The organism is Pseudoneobacillus rhizolycopersici (assembly GCF_054786815.1).
The window spans coordinates 131383-156463 of the sequence record NZ_JBTOOE010000003.1; the positions used below are offsets into that span (position 1 = coordinate 131383).

Below are 25081 nucleotides of genomic sequence, written 5' to 3' on the forward strand. Positions count from 1 at the left end.
TTATTCGCCTCCTTGGGAAACCGGATAGCGAGCTTTAAAGGTAATCCAGTTTTCTGTGGTATTTACTTCATATAAAAGGCCCCCATACGAAAAGGTCCGGTCGGTTAATTCTTCTAATTGTGAATTAGGACCAACCCCTATTTCTGAAAAAATTGCATCAATTTCGTGAAAATCAGTTCCTGGATTGGTGATTAAAAAAACCTGCCACCAACTGGTTAACATTTTAAGAAAATCGCTGCTATTCTGTCCTGTACCGTTAATGATAATCTCCGTAATTTGATTTTCATCCAACGTATGTATTTCCAATTCAAGATTTTTCTTCAACAGCGTGACGAAATGCAAGGGATTATCCTTAGCTGTAAATTCTTCTATATAGTTATCCCCAGTTTGCTCATCAGAAATAGCGTTCCATCTTTCTTTAAAATCAGTCATAAATAGCGGAAAAACATCTGATGTAGGTGGATTATTAAGAGATGGAGGCTCGTTTGCTAACCTTAGATAACCCCCGTTTTGTTCAGTATTGTTTATCTTTTTGTAGTCGGTTTCTTCCATATCGTTTCGATTATTTTGACAGCTACATAGTAAAATAGTTAAGAGAGATAAGTATAGCAACCTTTTTAACATGTAAAATGACCCTTTCTCTTTGAGATATTGTTGTTATTATTAGCGAACTTATCGAAAGTAATGTACCTATACAAATTTGAAACAGGAGGATAAACTAGGGATAACCGACTTGGAGGGGAGAGGAAGAAATGAAAGTGGAAGAAGGATTTGCCCGGGTCACCGGCGGAAAAGTATGGTTTCGGAAGGTAACTGCCGAAAAAGAGAAGGGTGCCCCATTGTTAGTGTTGCATGGCGGACCAGGGTTCTCTTCCTTACCATTGCATCGTTTAGATAAGCTGGCGAAGGAAAGAACGGTCATTTATTATGACCAGCTTGGAGCTGGGTATTCAAAAGGTCCAACAGACACAACTTTGTGGAATTTGGACCGATATGTTGTGGAGTTAGGACAGGTTCGCGAAGAATTAGAATTGAAAGAGGTTCATATTCTGGGGCATTCTTGGGGTACGACATTACTTGCCTCTTACCTGTTAACGAAACCTACTGGCGTGAAAAGTGCGATTTTTTCAAGCCCTTGTTTAAGTGCTCCTCTATGGGCAGAAGATGCTAAACGTTTATTAAAACAATTGCCAGAGGAAGTGCAAGAGGTAATTTCCCGTAGTGAAGAGGAAGGTACAACCGATACAGAGGAATATAAAGCGGCGATGAAGGAATTTTCGAAACGATTTATTTGCCGAATTGAAGTTGCTCCAGAGGAAAGAGCGAAAACATCCGAGCTTGGAAATTTAGAAGTTTACAATACAATGTGGGGGCCATCAGAATTTTGTGTGACTGGCAATCTAAAGGAATTTGATTGTACGCCGCGTTTACATGAAATTCGTACACCTTCCCTGTTTCTTTGTGGGAGATATGATGAAGCGACACCGGAATCGACCGCTTATTTTAGTAACTTAGTAAAAGGTTCGAAACTGCATGTTTTTGAGGAAAGTGCTCATTCTCCATATCGCGAGCAGCCAGAAGAATATATTAAGGTTGTTAATGATTTTTTAATAACGAATGAATAATAAAAAACTGCCACAAGAGAAAACTTGTGGCAGTTTTTTATTATTGTTCAGTAATGGCTGATTCAAAATAGTGATATTTGCTTCGATCAATCGGAGTAAAACCGTCCGGTGTATAAAAACGCAATAAGTCACCATTTACGACTTTGTCAGAAAGCAATAATTTTTGTTCGACGCTCTTTTGAAACTTTTGTGCTTCTTCTAATTTGTCCTCGGCTAATTCTAAGCCGGTAGTCGAGTCGTAGAACTTGTCGTCTATAGAAGTAATCGTAGAGCTTACGAAATTTCCATTACGGAATGGTACAAGATCATCATGTTGTTCTGATAAAAGGTCAGTTCCAAATTGAACATATTCTTTCGTATTGATTCCTAATAAATGAAGAAGGGTTGGTAGAATATCCACTTGACCACCATATTCATGGTTGATGCCACCTTCTACACCCGGTACACGGATAAAGAATGGAACGCGCTGTAAGCCTGTGTTTTCAAATGGTGTAATTTCCTTGCCGATAACCTGTTCCATCGCTTTTTTATGATTTTCGGAAATTCCATAATGGTCCCCGTACATAATGATGATGGAGTTATCATAAAGTCCTGATTCCTTCAGGTATTCGAAAAATTGTTTCAATGCCTCATCCGCATAGCGAGCTGTCTGGAAGTATGAGTCGACTGATTTATCTCCTGTTGTATGAGGAGCAATGGTCGCTAATTCTTCCTTAATCGGATAAGGGAAATGGTTCGAAACAGTAATAAATTTAGTATAGAACGGTTGAGGTAACGATTCTAACATTGGAATCGATTCTTGGAAAAATGGCTTATCCATTAAGCCGTATTCAGCAAGGTCCTCAGGTTTCATTTCATAGTAATTGGCGTCAAAGAAATTTATATAGCCAAATGATTTATAAATTTCGTTACGATTCCAGAACGTTCCGGAGTTGCCGTGGAACACAGCAGATGAATAACCGTGTTGTCCAAGAATTGCCGGAGCTGCTTGATATGTGTTCAAGCCTTTTGTTGTAAAAGCTGAACCTTGTGGTAATCCAAACAACGAGTTTTCTAACATGAATTCCGCATCAGCGGTTTTCCCTTGGGCTGTTTGATGGAAAAAATTGTCGAAATACATGGTATTCTTTTCGTTCACTAAGGAATTAAGGAAAGGAGTAACTTCCTCGCCGTGCAACTTATAGTTAATTAAAAAGTTCTGCATAGATTCTAAGTGTAAATAAATTACATTCATGCCTTTACCTTTTCCAAAGTAAGCTGGATTTGGCTCAGCATAGTTGGATTTTGTAAAGTTGATAACTTCTGTAATGTCATTGCTGTCTGCTAATACACGTTGTGCAGAAGCTTTTGTACTTTGGACTGCATCATAAATGGTATAGTTGTACATCCCTAAATATTTTACAATATAATTTCGGTCAAAGCCTCTTGTTAATAATTGTGGACGGTCGGTCTCGGCTAATGCTAAATTCACACTTGAGATCGCAAGGGCAAATGAAAATAAAGCCGCAACTTTGAAACGATTCATATCCGCAACTTCTTTTTTTACTACTCGGAAAACAATTAATCCGAGTAAAATAAAGAAATCGAGAAAGAATAAAATATCATATGGTTTTAATAGAGAAACCACACTGCCACTAACGTCACCAAAATTCTGTGTTTGGGTTAAGGTTGGCAACGTTATAAAATCATTAAAGAACCGGTAATATAAAATGTTAGCATATAAAAGAAACGACATGAGAAAGTAACTGATTAATAGCCAAGTATATTTTTTACGGCCTTTAAAGAAGAACGCCAACCCTAAAAATAACAATGACGATCCTAACGGATTTAAAAATAATAGAAATTGCTGCAGACCGTTTTCAATTCCCAGATTAAATTGAGTTAATTGAACGAAATATGTTTTCATCCAAAGGAAGAATACCGCAACAAAGAAAAAGCCAATATATTTATGAAAAATACCTTGACCTCGTGATAAAAAGTTATTCATATATTGCACCTACCTTCTAGCACACTATTATGACATAGATTTAAATACTTTCCTATAAGATATTTGTACCAAATTTTCCATCTAACCACTTTACTGGAAAACTTCAACAAACCAAATAACAGCATCAATCCAAATGAAAATGATACCACCACCAATAGTAAAATGTCAATACACTTTAGCGCTTTAAAGGATGTGGGGACAGTCCCCACATTCTTTAAAGCGCTAAAGTTTTTTTGTTTGTTTAGGAGGAAATTCGGATGTGTTTGGTAAATTATAGTTATGAAAAGGGGGATTGACTAGTGGGAAAAAGGCATGAGGTGTTATTTAATCAGTTAGAGAGTTATCGCAGTTATATCTTGGGTGTGGTGGATAGCGTTACTACTGAACAGGCAGAGGTGGTACCATCCGGGTTTAAGAATAATATCCGTTGGAATTTAGGACATATTTACCTAGATCAGTATTTATGGATTCAAGCGGTTACAAAGGAAAAGGCAGCCGTTCCAGAACAGTACCAAGCATGGTTTGGTTATGGTAGTTCACCGGCAAACTTCTCAAATGAAACTCCAAGCTTCGAGGAATTAAAGGAATTGTTGAGAGATCAACCAAGGCGCATAAAGGAAATGTATGGCCATAGACTGGAAGAAGAATTTGCCCCAACGGAAATGGGGATGTTTACGATCGAACAAGTATTGATTCGAACCATATTCCATGAAGGCATGCATCTTCAAACGATATTAGATATTAAAAAGCTGTTATAAAAGTCAGAGACATGCTCACAATAGGTATATAGGAATAGTTTCTTTGAAGGGGTAATGAATATGAGACGAAATGATAAAGATAGAGAACCTATGTTTCAAAGTGGTGAGGAAATCAGTCGGTTGGAAAAGGGGCTATATGGACTTGACCCAGAAACCAGTCTTCTTTCCGTAAACTTTGCAACGGAAGAAAATTCCTATCTAAATGAGCATTATAACGGCGGAGAAGATTTTAATCATTAAAAAGTATTCCCAAAATCCAAGTTATTGGATATAATACCAATAATTTTAAATAGTTAAAAACAGTGAAGAGAAAAAGTAAAACGACCTTATTTTAAGACAGAGAGCTTCGGTAGCTGAAAAGAAGCTAAAATATTCGTTTGAAAAATGGCCTCTGAGTTCCGTACTGAACGATTTAATAAAATCAAGTAGGCTGCGGCGAGTGTTGGTACTCGTTATAAAAACCACAGTATCAGAGTTTAGAAATGTGTAAACTTTCGTACTTGCTGAGGCTAATAGTGTGAACTATTGGTGAAAAAAGGTGGTAACACGGGAATATACCCTGTCCTTTTCTATTTATATATAGAAAAGGACGGGGTTTTTTTATTTTTAAAAGGGGAGGAATTGGAATGAGTGTATTTATTGGAGGAGCATGGCCTTATGCAAATGGCTCATTACATCTTGGGCATATTGCGAGTCTGCTGCCAGGGGATATATTGGCACGCTATTTTCGGTTAATAGGCGAAGAGGTTTTATACGTTTCGGGAAGCGATTGTAATGGGACACCAATCGCTATCAGGGCGAAACAGGAGGGAGTTACTGCGGTTGAAATTGCTGACCGTTTTCATGAGGAGTTTGCTGACTGTTTCTCAAGACTGGGATTTTCATATGATTGTTATTCAAGAACAGATGGCGAGCACCATCATAAAATCGTTCAACAGATTTTTTTAAAGCTGCTCGGGGAAAAATTACTCTATAAAAAGGAAATGGAGCAGGCTTATTGTGAAGTGGATCAGCAATTCCTTCCGGATCGTTACGTTGAGGGAACCTGTCCAAATTGTGGAGAAGCAGCACGTGGTGACCAATGCGATTATTGTTCAGCTATTTTAGATCCGTTGGATTTGCTAGATAAAAAGTGCAAGCTTTGTGGGAATGAACCGGTTATTAAAGGAACTGAGCATTTCTATTTCTCTTTGAGTTCATTCCAAAAGGATTTGGAGGAATATGTAACGAAGGTTAGAGAGGAAGGGGGATGGCGTCAAAATGCGATTGGACTAACCGAACGGTATCTCCAAGAGGGTTTACATGACCGGGCAGTTTCAAGAGATTTGCCACTTGGTGTGAGTGTACCGGTTGCGGGATACGAGGATAAGAAGATTTATGTGTGGATTGAGGCCGTTTCAGGTTATTTCTCCGCTAGTAAGCTGTGGAGTAAAGAAACAGGGAAAGATGATTCCACTTTTTGGTTATCGGATACAAAAACGTATTATGTCCATGGAAAGGACAATATTCCATTTCATACCATTATATGGCCGGCAATTCTAAAAGGAATCGGTAATCCAGGCCTTCCGAAGCATATTATTTCAAATGAGTACTTGACACTTGAGAAAAAGAAAATTTCAACAAGTCGAAACTGGGCTGTTTGGGTTCCTGAATTTTGGAAACACTATAATCCGGATTCGATTCGCTATTTTTTAACCATTAATGCTCCGGAAAAGAGTGACTCCGATTTCTCTTGGCGCGAGTTTATTTTTAGCCATAATAGTGAACTCCTTGGTGGGTATGGAAATCTAGTGAATCGAAGCTTTAAATTTATTGAAAAATCTTTTGGTCGGAAAATGGATGGTTTTGCAGTTGATTCGGTTTTTGAAAAAAGAGTAGAGAGCCTTTATGGAGAAGTGGGTACCTTGATTGAGAACGGCTCATTAAAACTGGCGTTAGAAAAGATTTTTGAAGTTGTCCGAGGAGCCAATAAGTATTTTGATGAGAGGCAGCCTTGGAAACAAGTCAATATGGACCTAGAAGGATGCAAGGAAACGCTTGGTACTTGCGTTTTCATTATTGCTAACTTGTCACAGCTACTTTCACCATTTATACCGTTCTCAAGTGAAAAGGTAAGAGATATGCTAGGAATTTGTGATTTGAGCTGGAATATGGTGAACATTACATCAGTGGAACTCCGAACGATCGAGCCATTATTCCAGCGAATTGATGTTAGTAAAATCGCAGAAGAATTAGAAAACCTAAAATCACAAATTAATAGTTGATTCATTTTGATGGGAAGCTATGTAAAATAGCTTCCTCCTTTATTTGTAATAAAATCTTGCCAAACAATGGAAAATAGATTATATTTTAATTGACCAGTGTTCAATGAATGGAGTTGAATAAATTGTCCCCTAGAAAATCAGCACAGAATGAACTTTCCAAGACAGTCATTCTTGATGTCGCCCGAGATATGTTTGCCAAAGAAGGCTATGCCTCACTTTCCATGCGGAAGATTGCCCAAAAATTAGGATGCAGCCATGGAGCTATTTATTACCATTTTAAAAATAAGGCAGAACTCTTTTTTGAAATTATTAAAATTGATTTTGAAAAATTGGATAGAGTGCTTGATGACGTTATGGAAAATAAGAATCTTTCTAAGGAAGAAAAGCTTTTCCAATTACTATATCAATACATTAAGTTTGGCCTTACCAATCAAAATCATTATGAAGTAATGTTTCTTGTTAGGGACGATGATGTGAAAAGCTATCTTGAAGAAGGTCCGAACAAAAGTCTTCAGTTGTTTGGTGAAGCGGTTACGTCATTAGTTATTAGACCGATCACAACAAAGGAAATCTATTCTTTGTTTTTGAGTCTTCATGGATTTGTGACTCATTATTGCCGGTCCGAAACAAGGTTTGATGATATCGAGATTCTGGCAAGGGCGCATGTACAATTTTTAATAAAAGCTTTGCAATAATGAAGAAATGACTTTCTGGAGTCATTTCTTTTATAAACAAATTTATTGAACAGTGGTCAATAAAAATCGGAGATGATGATAAATGAAAAAAGCTTTAGTATTAGGAGCTACAGGTGGGATGGGGTTTTCTTTGGTAGAGGAGTTAGTCAGTCGCAATATTGAAACGATTGCTTTTGCAAGGTCAAAAAATAAACTGGAGCAATATAGCCGAGAATGGGGTACTTTAGCCTCTATTTATGTAGGAGATGTCTTGGATCAAGCTCAGCTAGCTGATGCTATGTCGAAAGTGGACCTTGTCATTCATAGCATTAATATACCTTATCAAAATTGGGATCCGACTTTAATGCAAATCCTAACGAACGTCTTAGTGGAATGCGGCAAGCAGAATAAACCATTCGTCTATGTTGATAATATTTATGCATATGGTGCTCAGAAACATAAGGTCCAAGAAAATACAGAAAAAATCCCCAATACAAAAAAAGGAAAATTGCGCTTACAGCTGCAGGAAAAGATTGAATCCAGTGGCGTCCCATATCTAATCGCCCATTTTCCAGATTTTTATGGACCGAAAGCTGAGAGTACCATCCTTCATTATACGTTTGGACAAATGCAAAAGAAAAACTCTGCTGGCTATATAGGTCGACCAGACCTGAAAAAGGAGTTCATCTATATTAAAGATGCTGCCAAAGCCTTAGTTGAGCTCGCATTAAGAGAAGATGCTTATGGAGAAGAGTGGACGATTCCGGGTGCCGGGACCATCACTGGCAACGAAATTGCCAAGATTGCCTCAGAACATCTAGGTAAAAAGATTAAACTAAAACCAATCCATCGCTGGATGATTAACTTAATCGGACTATTCAACCCGTTCATGAGAGAATTTTCCGAAATGATGTACCTAAACGAAACTCCTGTACACCTAGACGGCACCAAATACGAAACTCGAATCGGCACACTCCCCCGCACTCCATACCAAACCGGAATCAAAAACACACTAACACTTTAACGCGTTAGCGCTTTAAAGAATTCGGGGACTGTCCCCACATGCTTTAAAGCGCTAAAGCGATTTTATTTTATTTTTAGGATTTGGAAGTGTTGTTGGGCTAGGTCTTTGAATTGGTCAGGTTGGATGTCTTGTTTGTTTAGGTTGCCTTTTTCCCATTGAGTTAGGGCGTTGTTGGTAAGAGTGATGTTGCCGTCAACTGTCAATTTGGTTATTAGTGGTGCCTTATTTAAGGATGATAATGGACTTTCGTTAATCAGTTTTTGAACCTCGTTCATTTCTGAGATGTCTTTGATTGGTTGATGGGAGAAAAAGGCATAGCCATTTTTCCATTCGGTATCTTTATGTCTTAATTTCATTTCGAACATGAAGTTTCCATGTTCGCTTTCTAGTTTATCAATACGAAACTCCCCATTAAAGGAACTCACCATTTCGCCGCTTAATGGAACAGGTCTTAAAGGAAGATTACCCCCAAACCCTGTATCAACAACATATAATAGCCCTCCATGATTTAAAAGGACAATGACGTGAGTACGACCAATTGCCGCGAATTGTCCCTTATTTTGGTCAAAGACAATAGCTCGGGCAATTTGAACATCAAACCCATTTTCACGAAGAAAATAATAGAGTATCGTATTTAGCTCATAGCATAAGCCGCCTTCGTTACGAACTAGAATTTTCTGGACCAAATTTTCTTTATTAATATCGGCCGGAGTTTTAGCGATGACTTTTAAATTCTCAAAAGGAATGGTTGTAGCGATTTTTTCAAGAAGTTGCCCAAGTGTTTCAAACGTTATTGTTTCATCCATTAATAATCCAATCCGTTTCCGAAATAAATCGTTTAATTGATTCATTTACAATCCTCCCCACGAAAATTCTTCTAATATGTTACTCCATTCTAATAGTTTAATAAATCTTTCGATATAATAGAAGAAACAATTCCAAAAAGGATGCGATTACCATGTGTTTAGTATTATTTTCCTATCAAACTCACCCCACCTATCCACTAATCGTCGCGGCAAATCGCGATGAGTTTCTTAAACGTCCAACAGCATCGGCTCATTTTTGGGAGGACCATCCTAAGATTCTGGCCGGAAGGGATTTAAAGCAAATGGGGACCTGGATGGGAGTCAACACTTCTGGAAGATTCGCAGCATTGACCAATTATCGGTACCCAAAGGAGATTACAGAGGGGAAACGCTCACGTGGCGAGTTAGTGGGCAATTTCCTAAATTCTGAAATAAACCCGAAAGAATATATGGAAAAGCTAATGGATTTGCGTGACCACTACCCAGGCTACAACCTTCTAGCTGGTACAATCGATGAACTTTACTATTACTCCAACATTGGAAATCAGGTTCAAAAAATAATGCCGGGCATTTATGGAATTAGTAATCATTTAATTGATACGGACTGGCCAAAAGTGCAACGGGGTAAACAAGGATTACGTAATCTGACATCGTCAACAAAAGATGAGATGAGCGAGCAACTGTTCACTTTGTTGCAAAATAGTGACCCTGCACCAGATGAACGCTTGCCTAGAACCGGGGTCACCTTAGAGTGGGAAAGAATTCTGTCACCAATTTTTATCAGTACGGATGGTTATGGAACACGTAGTTCAACTGTCTTAATGGCTACAACTAGGGAGATTTTTTATAAGGAGCGTGTTTACACAAACGAAGATGTTAGTGACTCCGAATTTTTCATAAACCTTTAATATTATCGAACAAGCTCCAATATAATAGCGAAAAGGAGTGAGCAAATGAGTCAGCCTATTCTAGATATGGATGCAACAACCTTAGCAAAAAAAATAAAGTCTAAAGAAATTACGTCTGTCGAGGCAACAAACACCTATATTGAACATATCAAAAGGGTTAATCCGACCTTAAATTTTCTAGTAGAAGACCGATTTGATCAAGCACTTAAAGAAGCCGCTGTTTATGACCGTCTCCTCGAGGAAGGGAGGGGAGGAGGGAGGCTTTTTGGCGTTCCCATTTCAATGAAGGAATGTTTCGATGTCCAGGGAATGAAAACGACAGGTGGTTTAGTTCGTTTGAAAGACCATATTTCGGAAGAGGATGCACGAGTTGTGGCCAAACTTCGAGCAGAAGGGGCCATTATATTAGGTAAAACGAACACGCCAACGCTTTGCTTTTGCCAGGAAACCGATAACAAATTATACGGCCGAACGAATAATCCTTGGGATAGTACACGGACGACGGGCGGTTCAAGCGGTGGTGAGGCTGCTTGCATTGCGGTAGGGGGTGCTGCGGTCGGACTTGGTTCAGATATTGGCGGCTCGATTCGTTTTCCGTCCCATTTTAACGGAGTGATTGGCTTTAAATCAGGTGCTAAGCAAGTCTCACAAGTAGGGCATTTCCCAGCGGTAACCGACCCTTACCAAGAAAAAATGCTCGGTATTGGCGCCATTGCAAAATCGGTCGAGGATGCCGAAATAATCAATGAAATTATTGCAGATGCAATACCTACTGAAATGGACATGTCTTCGTTTACCGTAATCATTCCGCCTATTCATCCGAAAGTTCCTGTGGGCAAAGATACATGGGAGCTTGTTGAAAAAGTCCAAGCCTGTCTGTCTAAAGAGTTTTCGATATCTTCTACCTTTCCACCTTATTTTGAAAAATTGGCTACCATGTGGCAATTGGTCATGTCTATTGACGGTGGAGTGGGAGTGGCGAAACATGCCTTTGGTGATAATAAACCGCGTCCAATCCGAGAGTTTACTAAAGACCTAGTTTTCAAGGATGCTGAAATTCATCGATATTTAACCTGGGGATTAATTGGTGTGAATCTGTTTAAACCTAAAGGCAAGGTGCTGGAGCAATTGAAAACGGACCTGGCCGATGCCGAGGAACAGTGCCAGGCGTATTTTGAAAACAAGGTGCTCATCGTTCCCGTTTATCATGAACCTGCACTTCCTCATGGAAAGGTGTATGGAGAAATCTTTTCGATTCGTAAGACATATCAGCAATATATGCCTTATGTCGCCATTGCTAATACACTCGGATTACCTGCGCTAACCATACCGGTCGGAGAAAATGAACATGGCTTGCCGATTGCTGTCCAAGTAATTACTTCGGTCGGGCAGGAAAATGCTCTATTTCGCGTAGGAAAAATCTTGGAGGGGAACTTTCGGGGATATAAGAGATGTGTTTAGATAAAAAGTGGAAAATAGCGGACATTAAACTCTGTCCGCTATTTCTTTTGAGCGGTTTTTTACTAAGGTTTCAATATCACCTTAATACAATCATCCTCATGTCCATTAAAAATTTGATAGCCATGACTAGCTTCAGAAAGAGGAATCTTGTGGGTGATAATTTCCTTCGGATCAAATTTATTTTCGACAATCATTTTATATAATTCAGGCATAAAATGTCTTGCTGGGGCCTGTCCCATTTTTAGTGTAATATTTCGCGAAAAAAATGCCCCCATTGGGAAAAGATTGTAATTTCCTCCGTAAACTCCAGTAATCTGAACAGTCCCGTATTTACGAACAGCTTTTGTCGAAATTTGGATAGGACCGAGCGTACCCCCTTGAAGCTTTAATTTTTGCTCCAGCCACTCCAATGGCGATTTTTTTCCATCCATTCCGACACAATCGATCACGATATCGGCCCCACCTTTGGTAATCTCCTTCAAATGCTCGCCCATATCTGGATACTCGGTAAACTCAAAGGTCTCGACTTTATTCATTTTCTTAGCATGATCTAACCGATAATTTAAGTAATCAACGGCAATGACCCGGGAGGCACCCTTCATCCATGCAAACTTTTGTGCCATCAAACCAACAGGTCCGCAGCCCAATACCACAACTACATCCCCTTTTTTCACTCCTGCATGCTCAACACTCCAGTAGGCAGTTGGCAAAACATCAGATAAAAAGAGTAATGATTCGTCCTCGAGCTCACAAGATTCCGGTATTAAAAATGGTGTCGCATTCCCAAAAGGGACCTTTAAATATTCTGCTTGTCCACCAGGATGGTTACCGAATTTCTCAGAATAACCAAAATAGCCTCCTGAATCATAATGTGGATTTGAGTTATCACATTGACTCTCCATCTTATGCTGGCAATAATAGCATTGGCCACAGGTTACCGTAAAAGGGATAACAACGCGATCGCCTCTTTTTACATAAGTGACACCTGGTCCAACCTCTTCCACAATGCCCATTGGTTCGTGACCAATAATATAGCCAGGTGGGAGCGGGAAGTTGCCTTGATAGAGATGTAAATCAGACCCGCAAATTGCAGTGGAAGTAATTTTGACAATAATATCTTCTTTATGCTCAATATTAGCATCCTCAACTTCGTCGACGACAACATGATTAGGTCCTTGATAGGTTACTGCCTTCATATACACACTCCTTTAAGATAAATACTCCTTTATTAATGTTTCCAAATGGTAATTTAATCATCCTAGTTGAGATCAGTTGTATTTACAATAGTCGTTCAAAAATTGGACAAACAGGACTGTAAATATGCTTTTTTTGACACTATTGGGATGATGTAAATCACTAAACAGGGCGCTCAAAAGTGCTATTTTATATATGAGAAACATTTTCAGTGAAAATATGCCATCCAATCCTGGAGGAGATAACAAATGAGTGAAATCATTAATAATCGCGAACAAGAAACCTATATAAATACAGAAAGACTGGATCAACTAAGGCAAATCTTTAAAGACCTTCACAATGGAAGAAGCTTAGATGAGGTGAAAGCGCATTTTAATGCTTTTATTGGAAAAGTGACGGTGGAAGAAATCTCCCAGCTCCAGCATGATTTTCTGGAAGATGAAGGGCTTTCCATTAAGGATGTACATCAGATGTATGCTGACCATTTAGATTTTTTTAAAGGAAATGTTGAAGAAGAAGGTCAAAATAAACAGGACCAAGAAGACCAACCAGGGCACCCTGTTCACACGTTTAAGCTAGAAAACCGTGAACTGGAAAAACTCGTTCAAACAAAATTGCAGCCTCACCTAGAGCAGTTTATTAAGGAAGACAATGCTGAAATTATATTTAAACTATTAGAGGATATAAATCTCTTACTTGATATTACGAAACATTTTAGCCGTAAAGAAAATTTAATTTTCCCTTATTTGGAGAAATACGGGATATATGGACCAACGAATAATATGTGGCGAATTGATGATTTTATTGTTGATGCCATTAAAGATGCTCGGCAAAAGTTAATGAATGATCAAGGTGACAAACAAGCTATTGTAGCGGTTCTCCATTATGTTAGTGAGCAGGTTATTTCAATGATTTATCGTGAGGAGAATATCCTTTTCCCGATGGCACTAAATAATTTTACCGAAGATGAATGGGTGAAGATTGCTCATGAAAGTGATGAAATCGGATATTGCTTGATTGGACCAGCCACTGTTTGGAAACCGGAAAGAAAGGCATTGGATGAGAAGGCGATTTCAGAAGGTTATATTAAAATGGAAACAGGAATTTTATCATTAAAGCAGTTGGAGTTATTGTTAAATCATTTGCCTGTTGATATTACGTTTATTGACCAGGATGATGTGGTTCGCTATTTTTCACATGGTAAGGAGCGGATTTTTGCGCGAACGAAGGCGGTAATTGGCCGTACGGTACAAAACTGTCACCCACCAAGAAGTGTACACGTAGTGGAAGAACTATTAGCGGATTTCAAATCAGGTAGAAAGGATAGCGAAGATTTTTGGATAAAGGTTCAGGACAAATTTGTCTATATTCGTTACTTCGCGGTCCGTGACGAAAACGGCGAATATATCGGTACCCTAGAATTTACCCAAAACATCGATTTGATTAAAGCGATTGAAGGAGAGAAACGAATCCTCTCTTAAGAAAAAAAGTCACCATTTCGGTGACTTTTTTCTTATAGACCTAGAATTTCTGCAATTCTAGCTTGGTTAAAGCCAAGAATGACTTCCTCGCTGTTGTCATCTTTAATAACAGTAGCCGGCGTTGCCGCTGCGCCAAGGGCGATTAATTCTTGTAAAAATTGGTCATTTTTACGGATATCGCGTTCTTCAAATTCAACCCCGTTTTCCTTTAGCCATAGTTTTTCCGCATGACAAGGTGGGCAAGTTTCTTGTGTATAAATAATCACGTTTTTCATCTCGATACCTCCAATTCCGATTGAATATGTCTATTTTACATAAATGGAGAAAAAATATCCCTAAATTTGCCTGCAAAACCCTTTCTCGATAAGAGCTTGTTGTAAATGGGAATAGGTTTTTATTTTTGTAAAGTCTAGTCCGAGTTTAATAATGGTTTGGGCAATTTCCGGACGAACGCCAGTGAAAATGACTTTTATCCCAATAAGTTCTAATGCCTGAGCGATTTTGAAAAATTGATCAGCCACAATGGTATCAAGCATTGGGACACCAGATAAATCAAAAATGATACAGGATAAACTTAGCTTATCCCCTTCTGATAAGGAAACTTCCATAATTAATTTTGAACGGTGGATATCAATTTCTCCAACTAAAGGAATGACTGCAATATCATTTACGATAGGGACGACAGGGACAGAGCGTTCATCTAGGGCAGTATTGGCCACTTTTATTAGCTGTTGATTATGCTTTTCAAATATTTCCCCATAGATACCAAAGATTTGATCAATTAACGGGTCGATAATCTTGGACACATCTAGCATGGTAATAGCTGCAAAGTGTTTTTGCTCCAGTTCCTCTGTGAAGACATCCCAGATGACCGTTCGGTAGGCAGATATGGCTCTAAGTGCCTCTGCTAGTGGCACCTCATATTGAATGGCTAGTTCGGCACCTCTTATACTCCACTGTTCGATATTTTTTGTGACAATCTCAATGTCCCCATAAAGTGCCTGACCAAAATAATGGATTAATTCTCTTCGATAGTCTAGGCGTTCTGTAAGTGGAGATCCTGCTTCGTTTAGTTCCTTGGTGTATTTCGAATGATGGTGCATAGCGATACTTTTGGCGATGGCTAAATCATTTTCAATGATTTTTTTTCCAATATAACGAAGTTCTTCTTTCACGTTTCTTCCCACCCTAATAAGATAGTGTCTATATACTAAATATATTATCATGAATTGATTCTCTAAATCTTTTAAACGTTTCATGCTAAAATAGTTATCGAGAAGATTAAGTTTTTCGAAAGGAAGAAAAAGGTTTGAAAAAATTCAGATTGGTGATCCCCATTTCCTTATTTGTGGCCTTTTTAGCCTTGTGGATGCTCGCAAAGGAATATGCAGAAATTGACCTAGGAATCAGAATTATCATTGCTGTGGGTGCCGCGATTTTATCAGGTGGGATATCGTTTTTATTATTTAGCTTGGATAAGGAAGACCGAAAATAAAAATAGCCATCAAAAGTCACTATACTTTTGATGGCTATTTTGTTGGAGATTAATCATTGAATTTCGGGTTCGGGCCATATTCATTCTCGTAAGGATCGCTATCTAAGACGGTAAAGACAAGGAGAACGATGGCTCCGATTATTGGAATCAAAACAATTAATATCCACCAACCGCTACGATTTGTGTCATGCAGCCTTCTTACGGTGACCGCAAGGGAAGGTAATAAGATAACTAATGAATAAAGACCGGTTAAAACGGAAGCTAATCCAATAGTCCATTCCACAATAGACAGAATAATGGAAATGATTAAGTTAACCAGGTAAAACATCCAGTATTCTTTTCGTCGCGCCCTGCCGCTAAAGCCAACATAATTTTGCATGACTTTCAAATACCATTCCATAAGATTCCTCCTTTGTGTGATAGTATTTCCTAAAATGTTTCTTTAAAAAATAACTTTTTTAGGGGATTACATCCTAGATTGGAGTAGTTTTTATGTTTTAACTACTCTTTTTTTTATATTCTGGTTTTCATGAATTGATGCCTAGAGGATTAGTTTTAATTAAATAAATATAATCCACATCTAACACTTTAGCGCTTTAAAGGATGTATATTTTTTAAAACACTAAAGTGTTTTGTTGATTGAGTTGAGTTGGTGGATTTTTTGTTGGTGAAAGTGTATTTTGTGATGTAACTTTTTTTGAAGATCGGTGCAAATGCAGGAGCCTAGAAGTAAAGCATGATAGTTCATTCGAAAGATGTGCCATTTTAAGGAAAATTTCAAAAGGATAGACATAAATAACCCTCCTAAACTTCATTTGCTATAACCTTCGCAATAAGCCGTAACTTTCTGGGGCTTGAATTTTTTTACCGGCGTGTAATGTTAACCTATTATAATATTTGGTTGACAATAAAAAAAAAAACTATTACTCTTGGATTATTGAATTATTAGGAGTGAGAAATGAATGAGATTTAAGACAATTGATTTAACATTAGTAGGAATGTTCGTTGCTTTAATGGCGGTTGGAGCGAATATTACTTCATTTGCACCGTTTATGGTTGTTGGGGGAGTACCGATAACTTTACAAACTTTTTTTGCTATATTAGCGGGAGCAATTCTAGGTAGTCGCATCGGATCCATTGCCATGATTGTCTACATGCTTGTCGGGTTAGTTGGTGTTCCGGTTTTTGCAAAATTCGGCGCTGGTATATCGACCTTTGTTAGTCCGACATTCGGGTTTATCCTTTCCTTTATCCTAATCGCCTTCTTTGTTGGAAAGATCGTTGAAAAAAAACGCAGCTTGAAGGCATTTATTATGGCTGCTCTCATAGGATTGGTCGTAAATTATTTGTTTGGGACCAATTGGATGTATTTCGCCTATAAAATTTGGGCAGCAGCGCCGGAAGGGTTCACCTACGAAATGGCTTGGTTATGGATGGTGCCACCACTACCAAAGGATATTATTTTAGCCGTATTTGCAGGTGTGATGGCATATCGTTTAGAAAAAACGGTTCTCTCTAAAGGGCAATTTAAACACTTGAAAAATGTTAGTTAAGTAACAGACCTATCTTAATGGAACTGAAACTTCCACCAAAAGATAGGTCTTTATATGTGTTTATACCTGATACCTATCATGTTTATCTTGTAAAATCTCCCATCTATCTCTAAAATATAGATTAAGTCAAGTACTAATGAAAGGGATTAATCCTATGGGAATGAACGGCTCTAATATACTTACTCAACTTGAATTAAGGGTTTTATTAGATAAGTATGTCAAGGAACTTTTATGTCATTACCAAGTGATCATAGAAAATAACCCTGATGCCTTTTTGGTAATTGACCGGGAGGGTTATTTATCGTTTCTAAACCCTGCATGTGAAAAAATGATAGGTTTTTCTTTAGATGAACCATGGACAGTTACATATAATCAGATTCTTACTACTGACGCTTGGGGTAAAGCGAACAGATATTTTCAACAATCCCTAGAAGGAAAAGTCGGCAATTTTGACAGTTCCTTTTTATCAAAAGAGGGGCAACGTATCGAGGTTAATATTACGAAACTTCCCATTAGTGTCCAAAATGAAATTATTGGTGTAGTAGTGATTGCAAATGATATTACCCAATTAAAGTTAAATAAAAAAAGCTATCGGGATGCACAACAAGTCTATAATTTCCTCGCACACAATTCATTGGATCTGATTACGAAAACAGATCTAAAAGCAAAGTTGAAATTCGTTTCAGCTTCGTCCTTACATATTACTGGCTATTCGCATGAAGAATTAATTGGAAAGTCCTTTTTTGAATTGGTACATCGGGATGATCGTGATTTAGCGAAACAAAACTACTTTAACCTATTAAATAGTGGATTTAAGCGTGATACCTTTCGTATCCAGAAAAAAGAAGGTACCTATATTTGGATGGACGTTGAGTTTGTCCCAATTATTGATGATGATACTGAACAGTTAAAAGAAATTATTAGTGTCGCTAGGGATATTACTGAATTGAAAAAAGCCGAAAATGCTATTAGTGAAAGTGAACAACGGTATCGCAATTTGGTTGAGTATTCTCCTGATGCAGTCGTTATCATACGCAATGGCCTTATTTTATATATCAATGACACCGGTGTGGAATTGTTTCAAGTAGAGAGTCGTGATGTGATGATTGGTAAGGATTACTTTGAACTCCTTGAACCAGAAAAAAATAACATGCTGGAGAAAAAAATGGCTAAGAAACACCTGGCCATTGATTTTATGGAGCAGAGATTAATTTTACCAAATGGTAATCTATTAGAGGTTGAAGTGAAGGGCATCCCCACGATCTATCAAAACGAATCAGCTATTCACCTTATTATCCGCGATATTTCCGAACGCAAAAAAACCCAGGAGTTGATGATCAACTCGGAAAAATTATCGGTAGCGGGAAAGCTAGCTGCTGGGATAGCCCATGAAGTTCGCAACCCATTAACGGCAATAAAGGGATTTATTCAGTTGATTGAGCATAAATACCAAGAAGACCACACCTATTTTGATATCATTTCTTCAGAAATTAACCGAATTGAAATTATCCTTAATGAACTCCTTATATTGGCGAAACCACAAAAGTTAAAGTTTGAAAAATGTCGCCTAAGAGTCGTTTTGGATCATGTCGTTACCCTAATCAATACGGAAGCAATTATGAATAATGTTGAAATTGATACTCAATACGAATTTAAAAATCTCTGGATCAATGGCGACGAGAATCAATTAAAACAGGTTTTTATTAATATCTTAAAAAATGCTATCGAGGCAATGCCTAAAGGTGGAAAAATAACCGTTGAGGTTAAAGAGTTTGAATATAAAAAAGTAAAAATCCAATTTATTGATTGTGGTATAGGAATTCCGAAGCGGTTATTAGATCGAATTGGTGAGCCGTTTTTTACAACCAAACAAGGTGGAACGGGCCTTGGATTAATGATTAGCAAAGAAATCATTGAAAATCATAATGGAAGTTTTTCTATACAAAGTGGGGAAAACGGAACAACGGTTGAGATTGCTTTACCAATTTTATAGACAAAAGGCGAACAGTGAATTTAGAAGCTGTTCGCTTTTCTATATGGGGAACAGAAGTTGCTAATTATCATAGTCTAAAAAAGGGATACTTCGTGAATAGTCAATAAAATGAAACGGGTGATCATGATGAAAAAACCAATCATCGGGGTAACAGCGCATGTGGAATTAGATTATAAACATAGTTTGGCGAGCGACTATATAAAGGCGATTATCGGGGCAAATGGGGTGCCAGTGATATTACCGATTTGGCTAGATCATGATGTTAATCAGTTGGTTGATACGTTAGACGGGGTAGTCATAACGGGTGGTGGAGATATTGACCCTACTATCTTTGGGGAAGAACCTCATCCGCAGTTGGGAACGATTTCCCCCGGAAGAGATAGCTTTGAAATGGCAATCATACAATCTTTTTTAAAAAGAAATAAGCCGATTCTAGGAATTTGCCGTGGGATGCAAATTTTAAATCTTACCTTTGGTGGCGACATGTTTCAGGATATTTACAGTCAAATTGATCAACCTTTACTACAGCATAGCCAAAAGGCAAATCGAACTCACCGTGCTCACTATGTAGAGGCTCGGGAAGGCAGTCTAATGGCCAGATTAGCAGGAGAGACCAAGTTTATGGTGAATACGTTTCATCATCAAGCCGTTCGAAATGTCCCTTTACCATTAACAGTGTCAGGGGTAGCATCAGATGGTGTGATTGAAGCAATTGAAAGCAAAAAGCATCGGTTCGTGCTTGGGGTTCAATGGCATCCTGAAAGCTTGGCAGTAGCAGGGGATGAGATGAATCAGCGGATATTTACTGAGTTCGTAAATAACTGCAAATAATAAAAATGGAAGCGAACAGCACCTGGTACTGTTCGCTTCTGTGTTTTTTATAAGTAAGGACTTTCGTGTTTTGCTTTTAACTGTCTCCAGCGACGTTCAATCTCTTCATCGAACATTTGGAGCATTTCCTGGCTATTTTCGTTTAATAAATGCTTCGTTTTGCCCATCAGTTTCAGCCACTCGCTAGATTGAATCCGTTTGTTTTTCTCTTCAGGATCATAGGTAATCGTTGTCATTCCACGCTCTACCTCATAGAGTGGGAAGAAACAGGAATTAACCGCAGCTTCCACGATTGTTTGACCTAGTTCTTCTTTAGACTTCCAGTTAAGTGGGCATGTGATTAAAATTTTACCATACACCATCCCGACGTTGTTTGCATACCATTGGGCTTTGGCAGCCTTTTTCAATAAGTCGCGGTCGAATGCTTCAGACCCGGTAAATACATAAGGAATATGGGTTGCAGCCATAATTTGCGCAGTATCCTTATGATGGAATGGCTTTCCGTTTTGGAAGCTACCGACATTTGAGGTGCTCGTCATATGACCCATTGGAGTCGAGTAGGAAAGTTGACTACCCGTATTCATATAACCTTCGTTATCATACTCAAGAATAATCATTTTATGATTGCGCAGCGCTGTACCAATCGCTGGCCCCATGCCAATATCCATTCCGCCGTCGCCGGTAATCATTACGAAAGTAAATTCATCACTTAATCCAAGTTTATCAAATTCACCGCGGCGCTTACGTTCATGGAACATTTCCACTAGACCTGACATGGTTGCTGATCCATTTTGGAATAGATTATGGATATAAGTCGCTTTATGAGAACTATAAGGATAGCCCGTCGTTACGACCATTGCACAGCCAGTGTGGAAAAGGGCAACGATATCACCTTCAATTCCTTTAAAGAACAATTCAAGTCCAGAAAAAATTCCGCAGCCTGGACAAGCACCATGGCCCGATGCCAGACGCTTTGGTTTTTTCGTTAAGTTCCGCAGTGGTGGGATTTTCACATTCAACTCGCCCGTCTCCTCATTTGGAGTGACTGTGATAAGACCAGTATTTAAGTCTTCTTTTTTCAGCGGATTAAGTACTCGTTTTGGTGCTAAATCTTTTCTGCCAGGTGTATGACCAAAATAGTCAAATGGCTTTTCAACAAAGGATTGTTCTGCTGCCTCTAATGCAATTTGGAAAAAGTGCTCCGCATCATCTGCATAGAAATCCTTACCGCCTAATCCATAGACGCGGTTAACAACTTTAGTCGTCACATTTCCATAAGTTTGTAATGCAGCTCTAATTTCCAGCGCCATGTTTCCACCGCGAGCTCCATAAGAGTCAGCACGGTCACCAATCGTTACGGCCTTTATGTTTCGTAAAGCCTCTACAATTTGCTTTTGCGGGAATGGGCGAATCATATTTGGCGAGATGACTCCAGCTTTAATGCCCTTCGCACGAAATGCGTCGGCGACATCCTTACAAACCTCGGCTGCTGAGTTTAGCATAAACACAGCAATTTCTGCGTCTTCCATGCGATATAAATCAAGGATTGGGTATTCGCGGCCAGTAAGCTCTGCATATTCCTTCGAGATTCTTTCAAAAACTTCTTCCGCTTTGTACATTGCTTCCGATTGCTGATAGCAGTTGTTGATATAATCAGGTTCATTCATGTAAGGTCCGATGGTGACTGGATTTTCACGATCTAAGGCGTGAGCGAACTCAGTCGGAAGTTCACCAATAAACTTTTGAACATCAGCACGGTTTTTAATGACTTGAACCTTCCGCTTTTGGTGAGAAGTAAAATAGCCATCAAATGAAACAATGACAGGTAAACGTACTTCAGGGTCTTCTGCTAGTTTAATTGCAAGAATGTTCATATCATACACAATCTGTGGGTCGCGGGCCATTAGGATTGGCCAACCGGTATTAAGCGCAAAATACAGATCGGAATGGTCACCGTGAATATTTAATGGTCCTGAAACGGAACGGTTTACTAGGTTTAATACCATCGGGAAACGTGTTCCTGATTGCACCGGCAACTGCTCCAGCATATAGAGGAAACCGTTCGCACTAGTCGCGTTAAAGACACGGCCACCGCCTGTTGAGGCACCGTAGCATATTCCAGCTGAACCGTGTTCACCATCAGCCGGGATTAACACGATATCATGCTCACCCTTAGCCTTCATTCCATCTAGGAACTGGGCAACCTCAGTTGAAGGGGAGATAGGAAAATAACCCATGACATGATAATTAATTTGATGGGCAGCATAAGCAGCCATTTCATTTCCAGATTCAAATACAACGGTTTGTTCAACCGAACCAGTAGGAACGGTCAGTTTTTCACTTGTTAATTCAATCGACATAAGGTTCCCACCTTTCATTAATTTTGTGCTACTAAATCAAATATATGAGGTACGCGATTTTGTTCAGCGTAGCCGTCATTGTATTCTCTTTCACTAGAAAGCGCTTCCACAGGACACGCAGTTACACACTTCAAACAGCCCTTACAATATTGATAATCAATTCCTTTTAAGAACATTTGTGGTCTACCACGCTTATCAGCTTTTTCTTCCCAAACGAAACAGAAATCTGGGCAGGCGGTGTCGCAGGCAGCACAGTTAATACATTTATCCTGATGAAAATGCGGCAGCATCCCCGCGCGTGAAATACTTAAATCTTTTAAAATACTATTTCCCGGATTCGTTATCATTCCGCCAAGAGGCTGTGTTTCGTATCCGAGAATGGGCTCTGGTCTTGAAAATGGCTTTGGTTCCGTTCCCGATTCCGGAAGGTAAGTCTTAAATTCTACTTCATTATAGCCACGGTCAAAGGTTCTTAGATTCGGTTCGACAAGGTGAGGGTACTTTTTCTCAAATGTTTTCTTAATCGTATTCCTCATGGACTCTGGGTCTAAGAAATCTAAAATTCGGTATAGAGCACCGAGCATGGCAGTGTTAACCTTTGTTTGTTCCTCCAAGGCAATTTCAGTTGCGTTCACAACAGCAATCGTTCCGCCTAAGATATTCATTTGTTTTTTGAGTTCTTCAGGAGTTTTTTGTGAGTTTACTAGGATGGTACTGTCTGGATAAATCCCGCTTGTACAATTAACCGTTTTAAAAAGGGCATCATGGAAAATGCCTACAACATGAGGACGTTCAATAGGTGTGGTATCTCGGATGTTCGTCTCCGGTTCACAAAAACGAATATGTGCTTTAACAGGGGAGCCTTTTTTCTCAGAACCGTATGAAGAAAATCCTACTCCGTTCAATCCATTGCCGACAACCCCATCTTCTGAGAGCAGTTTACCCGCTAAATTGGCTCCCAATCCGCCAATTGATTCAAGACGAATTTCATAGAACCCTAGTTCATTTACTTTTGGTAGCTTCGCCAAAAGGATTCCTCCAATCTGTATCAGTTTTAGGTAGAAAGAATAGTATAAATTTTCTATAAATTTATATGTTAAATTGTAACAGGGTATGAAAATAATTACAACAGTAATTCCAATACAAGAAAGATTTAGAGGTTAATTACTGAAACGAAAGGGGTTCTAGCTGAAAACTGATATATTACAGTATATGATTTATTATATAACAGTAAAGATAGCCCTACTATTCTTATAGTGACAATCCCCCTCAAAATAGAGTAAAATTATTCCTTAAAGTAAGGGGGAATAAGTATGAAGAGTAGAACTTCAGTTATGATCAGTATCGTTTTAGCGATGCTAGTAGCATCCATCGATACGACAATCATGAATACAACGATGCCTGTAATTGCCAAGGAATTAGGCAGACTTGATTTATATGCTTGGTCGTTTGCTGCATATATGATTGCAACCACAATCTTCTCACCGGTAGCAGGACGTCTGTCCGATTTATTCGGGCGGAAAAAGGTATTTGCATCCGGAATCATCATCTTTCTAATCGGATCACTCCTCTGCGGATTATCCGCCAATATGGTTCAATTAGTTATTTTCCGCGGGCTTCAGGGAATTGGAGCAGGGTTCATGATGCCGTTTCCTGCGATTATTGCCGGAGATTTATTTTCAATTGAAAAACGTGGGAAAATTCAAGCTCTATTTACGGGTATGTGGGGACTTTCAGCAATTCTTGCGCCAATGTTGGGGGCGTTTTTCGTGGAGGTTCTGACATGGAGATGGATTTTCTATGTTAATCTGCCCATTTGCTTAATTGCCTTCCTCATGCTGCTACCGTATGATGAAAAATACGAGCCGAAAAAGGCAAGTGTTGATTACATCGGAGCTATCTTATTTGGGGTTGGGGTAACCTCTTTGCTTTTAGTAACGGTCGTTAAGAGTAGTCAATGGATTTATTTTATTTTTGGTGCATTAGTGCTTGTCGGCTTTTACTTTTTTGAGAAAAAACAAATTTCACCAATTGTTCCATTTTCGATGTTTAAAAATCGAACAATTGCCTGGATAAACACAAATGGATTTGTCGGGAATATGGCCTTATTTGGAACTTCGAGCTATATTCCACTGTTTTTGCAAAACGTCGGGAAACTATCATTATTTATGAGCGGTGTTGCCCTTTTAAGTTCTGCCATCGGTTGGATGGCGATGTCGGTACCTGCAGGGAAGTGGATTTTAAAATATGGTTACCGAAGATTGTTTATTATTGGAAATGCCCTCTTGCTTATATCCGGTTTTTTCTTGATGCAGTTAAATGAAAATCATGGCTTTTGGTATGTGTTTTTCGTGTTAATTATACAGGGTGCGGCATTTGGTCTGTTATCAACAGTTAGTGTCATCGGCGTTCAGCAGCTGGTTGGTCCACATGAGAAAGGAATTTCAACTTCTTTCCTTATGTTCTGCCGGAATACAGGAACGGCAATTGGCGTAACCATAATGGGAGCCTTATTAATCAGTGGTGGATCCGATTATATGGAAGGCATCCATCGATTATTCTTATATGGATTTTTTGGTAGCATTTTAGCTGTCTTCACATCGTTTTTTATAAAAAACGATAAGGCTGGACAGGGTGAAATAGTTGTGAAAAGTAAGTTAGGGTAAT

Annotated in this window: 23 protein-coding genes and 1 other annotated feature; of the genes, 14 read left to right on the forward strand and 9 right to left on the reverse strand. The window is 38.8% G+C overall.

Annotated features, from left to right (window positions below; translation table 11 throughout):
* Positions 1-624, reverse strand: a complete 624-nt coding sequence (locus ACX9YW_RS05040) for a hypothetical protein (RefSeq protein WP_460342742.1) — start codon at positions 622-624, stop codon at positions 1-3.
* 128 nt (positions 625-752) lie between these two features.
* On the opposite strand from ACX9YW_RS05040, the gene ACX9YW_RS05045 reads away from it, so the two are divergent.
* Positions 753-1625: a proline iminopeptidase-family hydrolase gene (locus ACX9YW_RS05045; RefSeq protein ID WP_460342745.1), complete on the forward strand. Its 873-nt coding sequence runs from the start codon at positions 753-755 to the stop codon at positions 1623-1625.
* Between the two features lie 40 nt (positions 1626-1665).
* Here the strand turns inward: ACX9YW_RS05045 and ltaS are convergent, their stop codons facing one another.
* Complete coding sequence (ltaS, locus tag ACX9YW_RS05050; protein WP_460342748.1) at positions 1666-3612, reverse strand: lipoteichoic acid synthase; 1947 nt, start codon at positions 3610-3612, stop codon at positions 1666-1668.
* 299 nt (positions 3613-3911) lie between these two features.
* Here ltaS and ACX9YW_RS05055 point away from each other — a divergent pair, with 299 nt between their 5' ends.
* The 5 genes from ACX9YW_RS05055 to ACX9YW_RS05075 all read left to right on the forward strand — a co-directional run bounded on the left by ACX9YW_RS05055 (position 3912) and on the right by ACX9YW_RS05075 (position 8332).
* On the forward strand, positions 3912-4370 hold the full coding sequence (locus ACX9YW_RS05055; protein WP_460342751.1) for a DinB family protein: 459 nt from the start codon (positions 3912-3914) through the stop codon (positions 4368-4370).
* A gap of 60 nt (positions 4371-4430) precedes the next feature.
* The gene (locus tag ACX9YW_RS05060) at positions 4431-4610 is read left to right on the forward strand and encodes a hypothetical protein (RefSeq protein ID WP_460342754.1); all 180 of its coding nucleotides are present in this window, start codon (positions 4431-4433) and stop codon (positions 4608-4610) included.
* 53 nt (positions 4611-4663) lie between these two features.
* Positions 4664-4940: a binding site (T-box leader), on the forward strand.
* A gap of 56 nt (positions 4941-4996) precedes the next feature.
* Positions 4997-6634 (forward strand): methionine--tRNA ligase, encoded by a 1638-nt coding sequence (gene metG, locus ACX9YW_RS05065; protein WP_460342757.1) that lies wholly within the window; start codon positions 4997-4999, stop codon positions 6632-6634.
* A 122-nt stretch (positions 6635-6756) separates the two neighbouring features.
* Positions 6757-7329 carry a TetR/AcrR family transcriptional regulator gene (locus ACX9YW_RS05070; protein WP_460342760.1) on the forward strand — a complete coding sequence of 191 codons (573 nt, stop codon included), beginning with the start codon at positions 6757-6759 and terminating at the stop codon, positions 7327-7329.
* A gap of 82 nt (positions 7330-7411) precedes the next feature.
* Positions 7412-8332 carry an SDR family NAD(P)-dependent oxidoreductase gene (locus tag ACX9YW_RS05075; RefSeq protein WP_460342763.1) on the forward strand — a complete coding sequence of 307 codons (921 nt, stop codon included), beginning with the start codon at positions 7412-7414 and terminating at the stop codon, positions 8330-8332.
* 62 nt (positions 8333-8394) lie between these two features.
* On the opposite strand, the gene ACX9YW_RS05080 is transcribed toward ACX9YW_RS05075, so the two are convergent.
* Positions 8395-9183: an arylamine N-acetyltransferase family protein gene (locus tag ACX9YW_RS05080; protein WP_460342766.1), complete on the reverse strand. Its 789-nt coding sequence runs from the start codon at positions 9181-9183 to the stop codon at positions 8395-8397.
* Between the two features lie 107 nt (positions 9184-9290).
* On the opposite strand from ACX9YW_RS05080, the gene ACX9YW_RS05085 reads away from it, so the two are divergent.
* Both ACX9YW_RS05085 and ACX9YW_RS05090 read left to right on the forward strand, forming a co-directional pair.
* Positions 9291-10046: an NRDE family protein gene (locus ACX9YW_RS05085; protein ID WP_460342769.1), complete on the forward strand. Its 756-nt coding sequence runs from the start codon at positions 9291-9293 to the stop codon at positions 10044-10046.
* A gap of 45 nt (positions 10047-10091) precedes the next feature.
* A complete protein-coding gene (locus tag ACX9YW_RS05090; protein ID WP_460342772.1) occupies positions 10092-11507 on the forward strand; it encodes an amidase in 1416 nt (471 codons plus the stop codon).
* Positions 11508-11569: 62 nt separating this feature from the next.
* Here the strand turns inward: ACX9YW_RS05090 and ACX9YW_RS05095 are convergent, their stop codons facing one another.
* Complete coding sequence (locus ACX9YW_RS05095; RefSeq protein WP_460342775.1) at positions 11570-12703, reverse strand: zinc-dependent alcohol dehydrogenase; 1134 nt, start codon at positions 12701-12703, stop codon at positions 11570-11572.
* A 246-nt stretch (positions 12704-12949) separates the two neighbouring features.
* On the opposite strand from ACX9YW_RS05095, the gene ACX9YW_RS05100 reads away from it, so the two are divergent.
* On the forward strand, positions 12950-14182 hold the full coding sequence (locus ACX9YW_RS05100) for a DUF438 domain-containing protein (RefSeq protein ID WP_460342778.1): 1233 nt from the start codon (positions 12950-12952) through the stop codon (positions 14180-14182).
* A gap of 32 nt (positions 14183-14214) precedes the next feature.
* On the opposite strand, the gene ACX9YW_RS05105 is transcribed toward ACX9YW_RS05100, so the two are convergent.
* Together ACX9YW_RS05105 and ACX9YW_RS05110 are read right to left on the reverse strand one after the other, a co-directional pair.
* Positions 14215-14457, reverse strand: a complete 243-nt coding sequence (locus ACX9YW_RS05105; RefSeq protein WP_460342781.1) for a glutaredoxin family protein — start codon at positions 14455-14457, stop codon at positions 14215-14217.
* 60 nt (positions 14458-14517) lie between these two features.
* Positions 14518-15357, reverse strand: coding sequence for an STAS domain-containing protein (locus tag ACX9YW_RS05110; RefSeq protein ID WP_460342784.1), 840 nt, complete (start codon positions 15355-15357; stop codon positions 14518-14520).
* 134 nt (positions 15358-15491) lie between these two features.
* On the opposite strand from ACX9YW_RS05110, the gene ACX9YW_RS05115 reads away from it, so the two are divergent.
* Complete coding sequence (locus tag ACX9YW_RS05115; protein WP_460342786.1) at positions 15492-15677, forward strand: histidine kinase; 186 nt, start codon at positions 15492-15494, stop codon at positions 15675-15677.
* 49 nt (positions 15678-15726) lie between these two features.
* Here ACX9YW_RS05115 and ACX9YW_RS05120 read toward each other — a convergent pair whose 3' ends face one another.
* Positions 15727-16077: a DUF805 domain-containing protein gene (locus ACX9YW_RS05120; RefSeq protein WP_460342789.1), complete on the reverse strand. Its 351-nt coding sequence runs from the start codon at positions 16075-16077 to the stop codon at positions 15727-15729.
* A gap of 562 nt (positions 16078-16639) precedes the next feature.
* On the opposite strand from ACX9YW_RS05120, the gene ACX9YW_RS05125 reads away from it, so the two are divergent.
* The 3 genes from ACX9YW_RS05125 (at position 16640) to ACX9YW_RS05135 (ending at position 20054) form a co-directional block, all read left to right on the forward strand.
* On the forward strand, positions 16640-17230 hold the full coding sequence (locus tag ACX9YW_RS05125; protein WP_460342792.1) for a biotin transporter BioY: 591 nt from the start codon (positions 16640-16642) through the stop codon (positions 17228-17230).
* Positions 17231-17384: 154 nt separating this feature from the next.
* Complete coding sequence (locus ACX9YW_RS05130) at positions 17385-19223, forward strand: PAS domain S-box protein (RefSeq protein ID WP_460342795.1); 1839 nt, start codon at positions 17385-17387, stop codon at positions 19221-19223.
* Between the two features lie 123 nt (positions 19224-19346).
* The gene (locus ACX9YW_RS05135; RefSeq protein ID WP_460342798.1) at positions 19347-20054 is read left to right on the forward strand and encodes a gamma-glutamyl-gamma-aminobutyrate hydrolase family protein; all 708 of its coding nucleotides are present in this window, start codon (positions 19347-19349) and stop codon (positions 20052-20054) included.
* Positions 20055-20101: 47 nt separating this feature from the next.
* Here ACX9YW_RS05135 and ACX9YW_RS05140 read toward each other — a convergent pair whose 3' ends face one another.
* Both ACX9YW_RS05140 and ACX9YW_RS05145 read right to left on the reverse strand, forming a co-directional pair.
* Positions 20102-22414: a thiamine pyrophosphate-dependent enzyme gene (locus ACX9YW_RS05140; RefSeq protein WP_460342801.1), complete on the reverse strand. Its 2313-nt coding sequence runs from the start codon at positions 22412-22414 to the stop codon at positions 20102-20104.
* A gap of 17 nt (positions 22415-22431) precedes the next feature.
* On the reverse strand, positions 22432-23442 hold the full coding sequence (locus ACX9YW_RS05145) for a 2-oxoacid:acceptor oxidoreductase family protein (RefSeq protein ID WP_460342804.1): 1011 nt from the start codon (positions 23440-23442) through the stop codon (positions 22432-22434).
* Positions 23443-23727: 285 nt separating this feature from the next.
* On the opposite strand from ACX9YW_RS05145, the gene ACX9YW_RS05150 reads away from it, so the two are divergent.
* A complete protein-coding gene (locus tag ACX9YW_RS05150; protein ID WP_460342807.1) occupies positions 23728-25080 on the forward strand; it encodes an MDR family MFS transporter in 1353 nt (450 codons plus the stop codon).
* Position 25081 lies beyond the last annotated feature (1 nt).

Bases quoted from the DNA above. Each gene is read 5' to 3' on its own strand.
- ACX9YW_RS05075 (WP_460342763.1), top strand. From the start codon at position 7,412: ATGAAAAAAGCTTTAGTATTAGGAGCTACAGGTGGGATGGGGTTTTCT.
- ACX9YW_RS05045 (WP_460342745.1), top strand. From the start codon at position 753: ATGAAAGTGGAAGAAGGATTTGCCCGGGTCACCGGCGGAAAAGTATGG.
- ACX9YW_RS05130 (WP_460342795.1), top strand. From the start codon at position 17,385: ATGGGAATGAACGGCTCTAATATACTTACTCAACTTGAATTAAGGGTT.
- ACX9YW_RS05105 (WP_460342781.1), bottom strand. From the start codon at position 14,457: ATGAAAAACGTGATTATTTATACACAAGAAACTTGCCCACCTTGTCAT.
- ACX9YW_RS05100 (WP_460342778.1), top strand. From the start codon at position 12,950: ATGAGTGAAATCATTAATAATCGCGAACAAGAAACCTATATAAATACA.
- metG (WP_460342757.1), top strand. From the start codon at position 4,997: ATGAGTGTATTTATTGGAGGAGCATGGCCTTATGCAAATGGCTCATTA.
- ACX9YW_RS05140 (WP_460342801.1), bottom strand. From the start codon at position 22,414: ATGTCGATTGAATTAACAAGTGAAAAACTGACCGTTCCTACTGGTTCG.
- ACX9YW_RS05080 (WP_460342766.1), bottom strand. From the start codon at position 9,183: ATGAATCAATTAAACGATTTATTTCGGAAACGGATTGGATTATTAATG.
- ACX9YW_RS05095 (WP_460342775.1), bottom strand. From the start codon at position 12,703: ATGAAGGCAGTAACCTATCAAGGACCTAATCATGTTGTCGTCGACGAA.
- ACX9YW_RS05120 (WP_460342789.1), bottom strand. From the start codon at position 16,077: ATGGAATGGTATTTGAAAGTCATGCAAAATTATGTTGGCTTTAGCGGC.
- ltaS (WP_460342748.1), bottom strand. From the start codon at position 3,612: ATGAATAACTTTTTATCACGAGGTCAAGGTATTTTTCATAAATATATT.
- ACX9YW_RS05085 (WP_460342769.1), top strand. From the start codon at position 9,291: ATGTGTTTAGTATTATTTTCCTATCAAACTCACCCCACCTATCCACTA.
- ACX9YW_RS05060 (WP_460342754.1), top strand. From the start codon at position 4,431: ATGAGACGAAATGATAAAGATAGAGAACCTATGTTTCAAAGTGGTGAG.
- ACX9YW_RS05040 (WP_460342742.1), bottom strand. From the start codon at position 624: ATGTTAAAAAGGTTGCTATACTTATCTCTCTTAACTATTTTACTATGT.
- ACX9YW_RS05135 (WP_460342798.1), top strand. From the start codon at position 19,347: ATGATGAAAAAACCAATCATCGGGGTAACAGCGCATGTGGAATTAGAT.
- ACX9YW_RS05125 (WP_460342792.1), top strand. From the start codon at position 16,640: ATGAGATTTAAGACAATTGATTTAACATTAGTAGGAATGTTCGTTGCT.
- ACX9YW_RS05090 (WP_460342772.1), top strand. From the start codon at position 10,092: ATGAGTCAGCCTATTCTAGATATGGATGCAACAACCTTAGCAAAAAAA.
- ACX9YW_RS05150 (WP_460342807.1), top strand. From the start codon at position 23,728: ATGAAGAGTAGAACTTCAGTTATGATCAGTATCGTTTTAGCGATGCTA.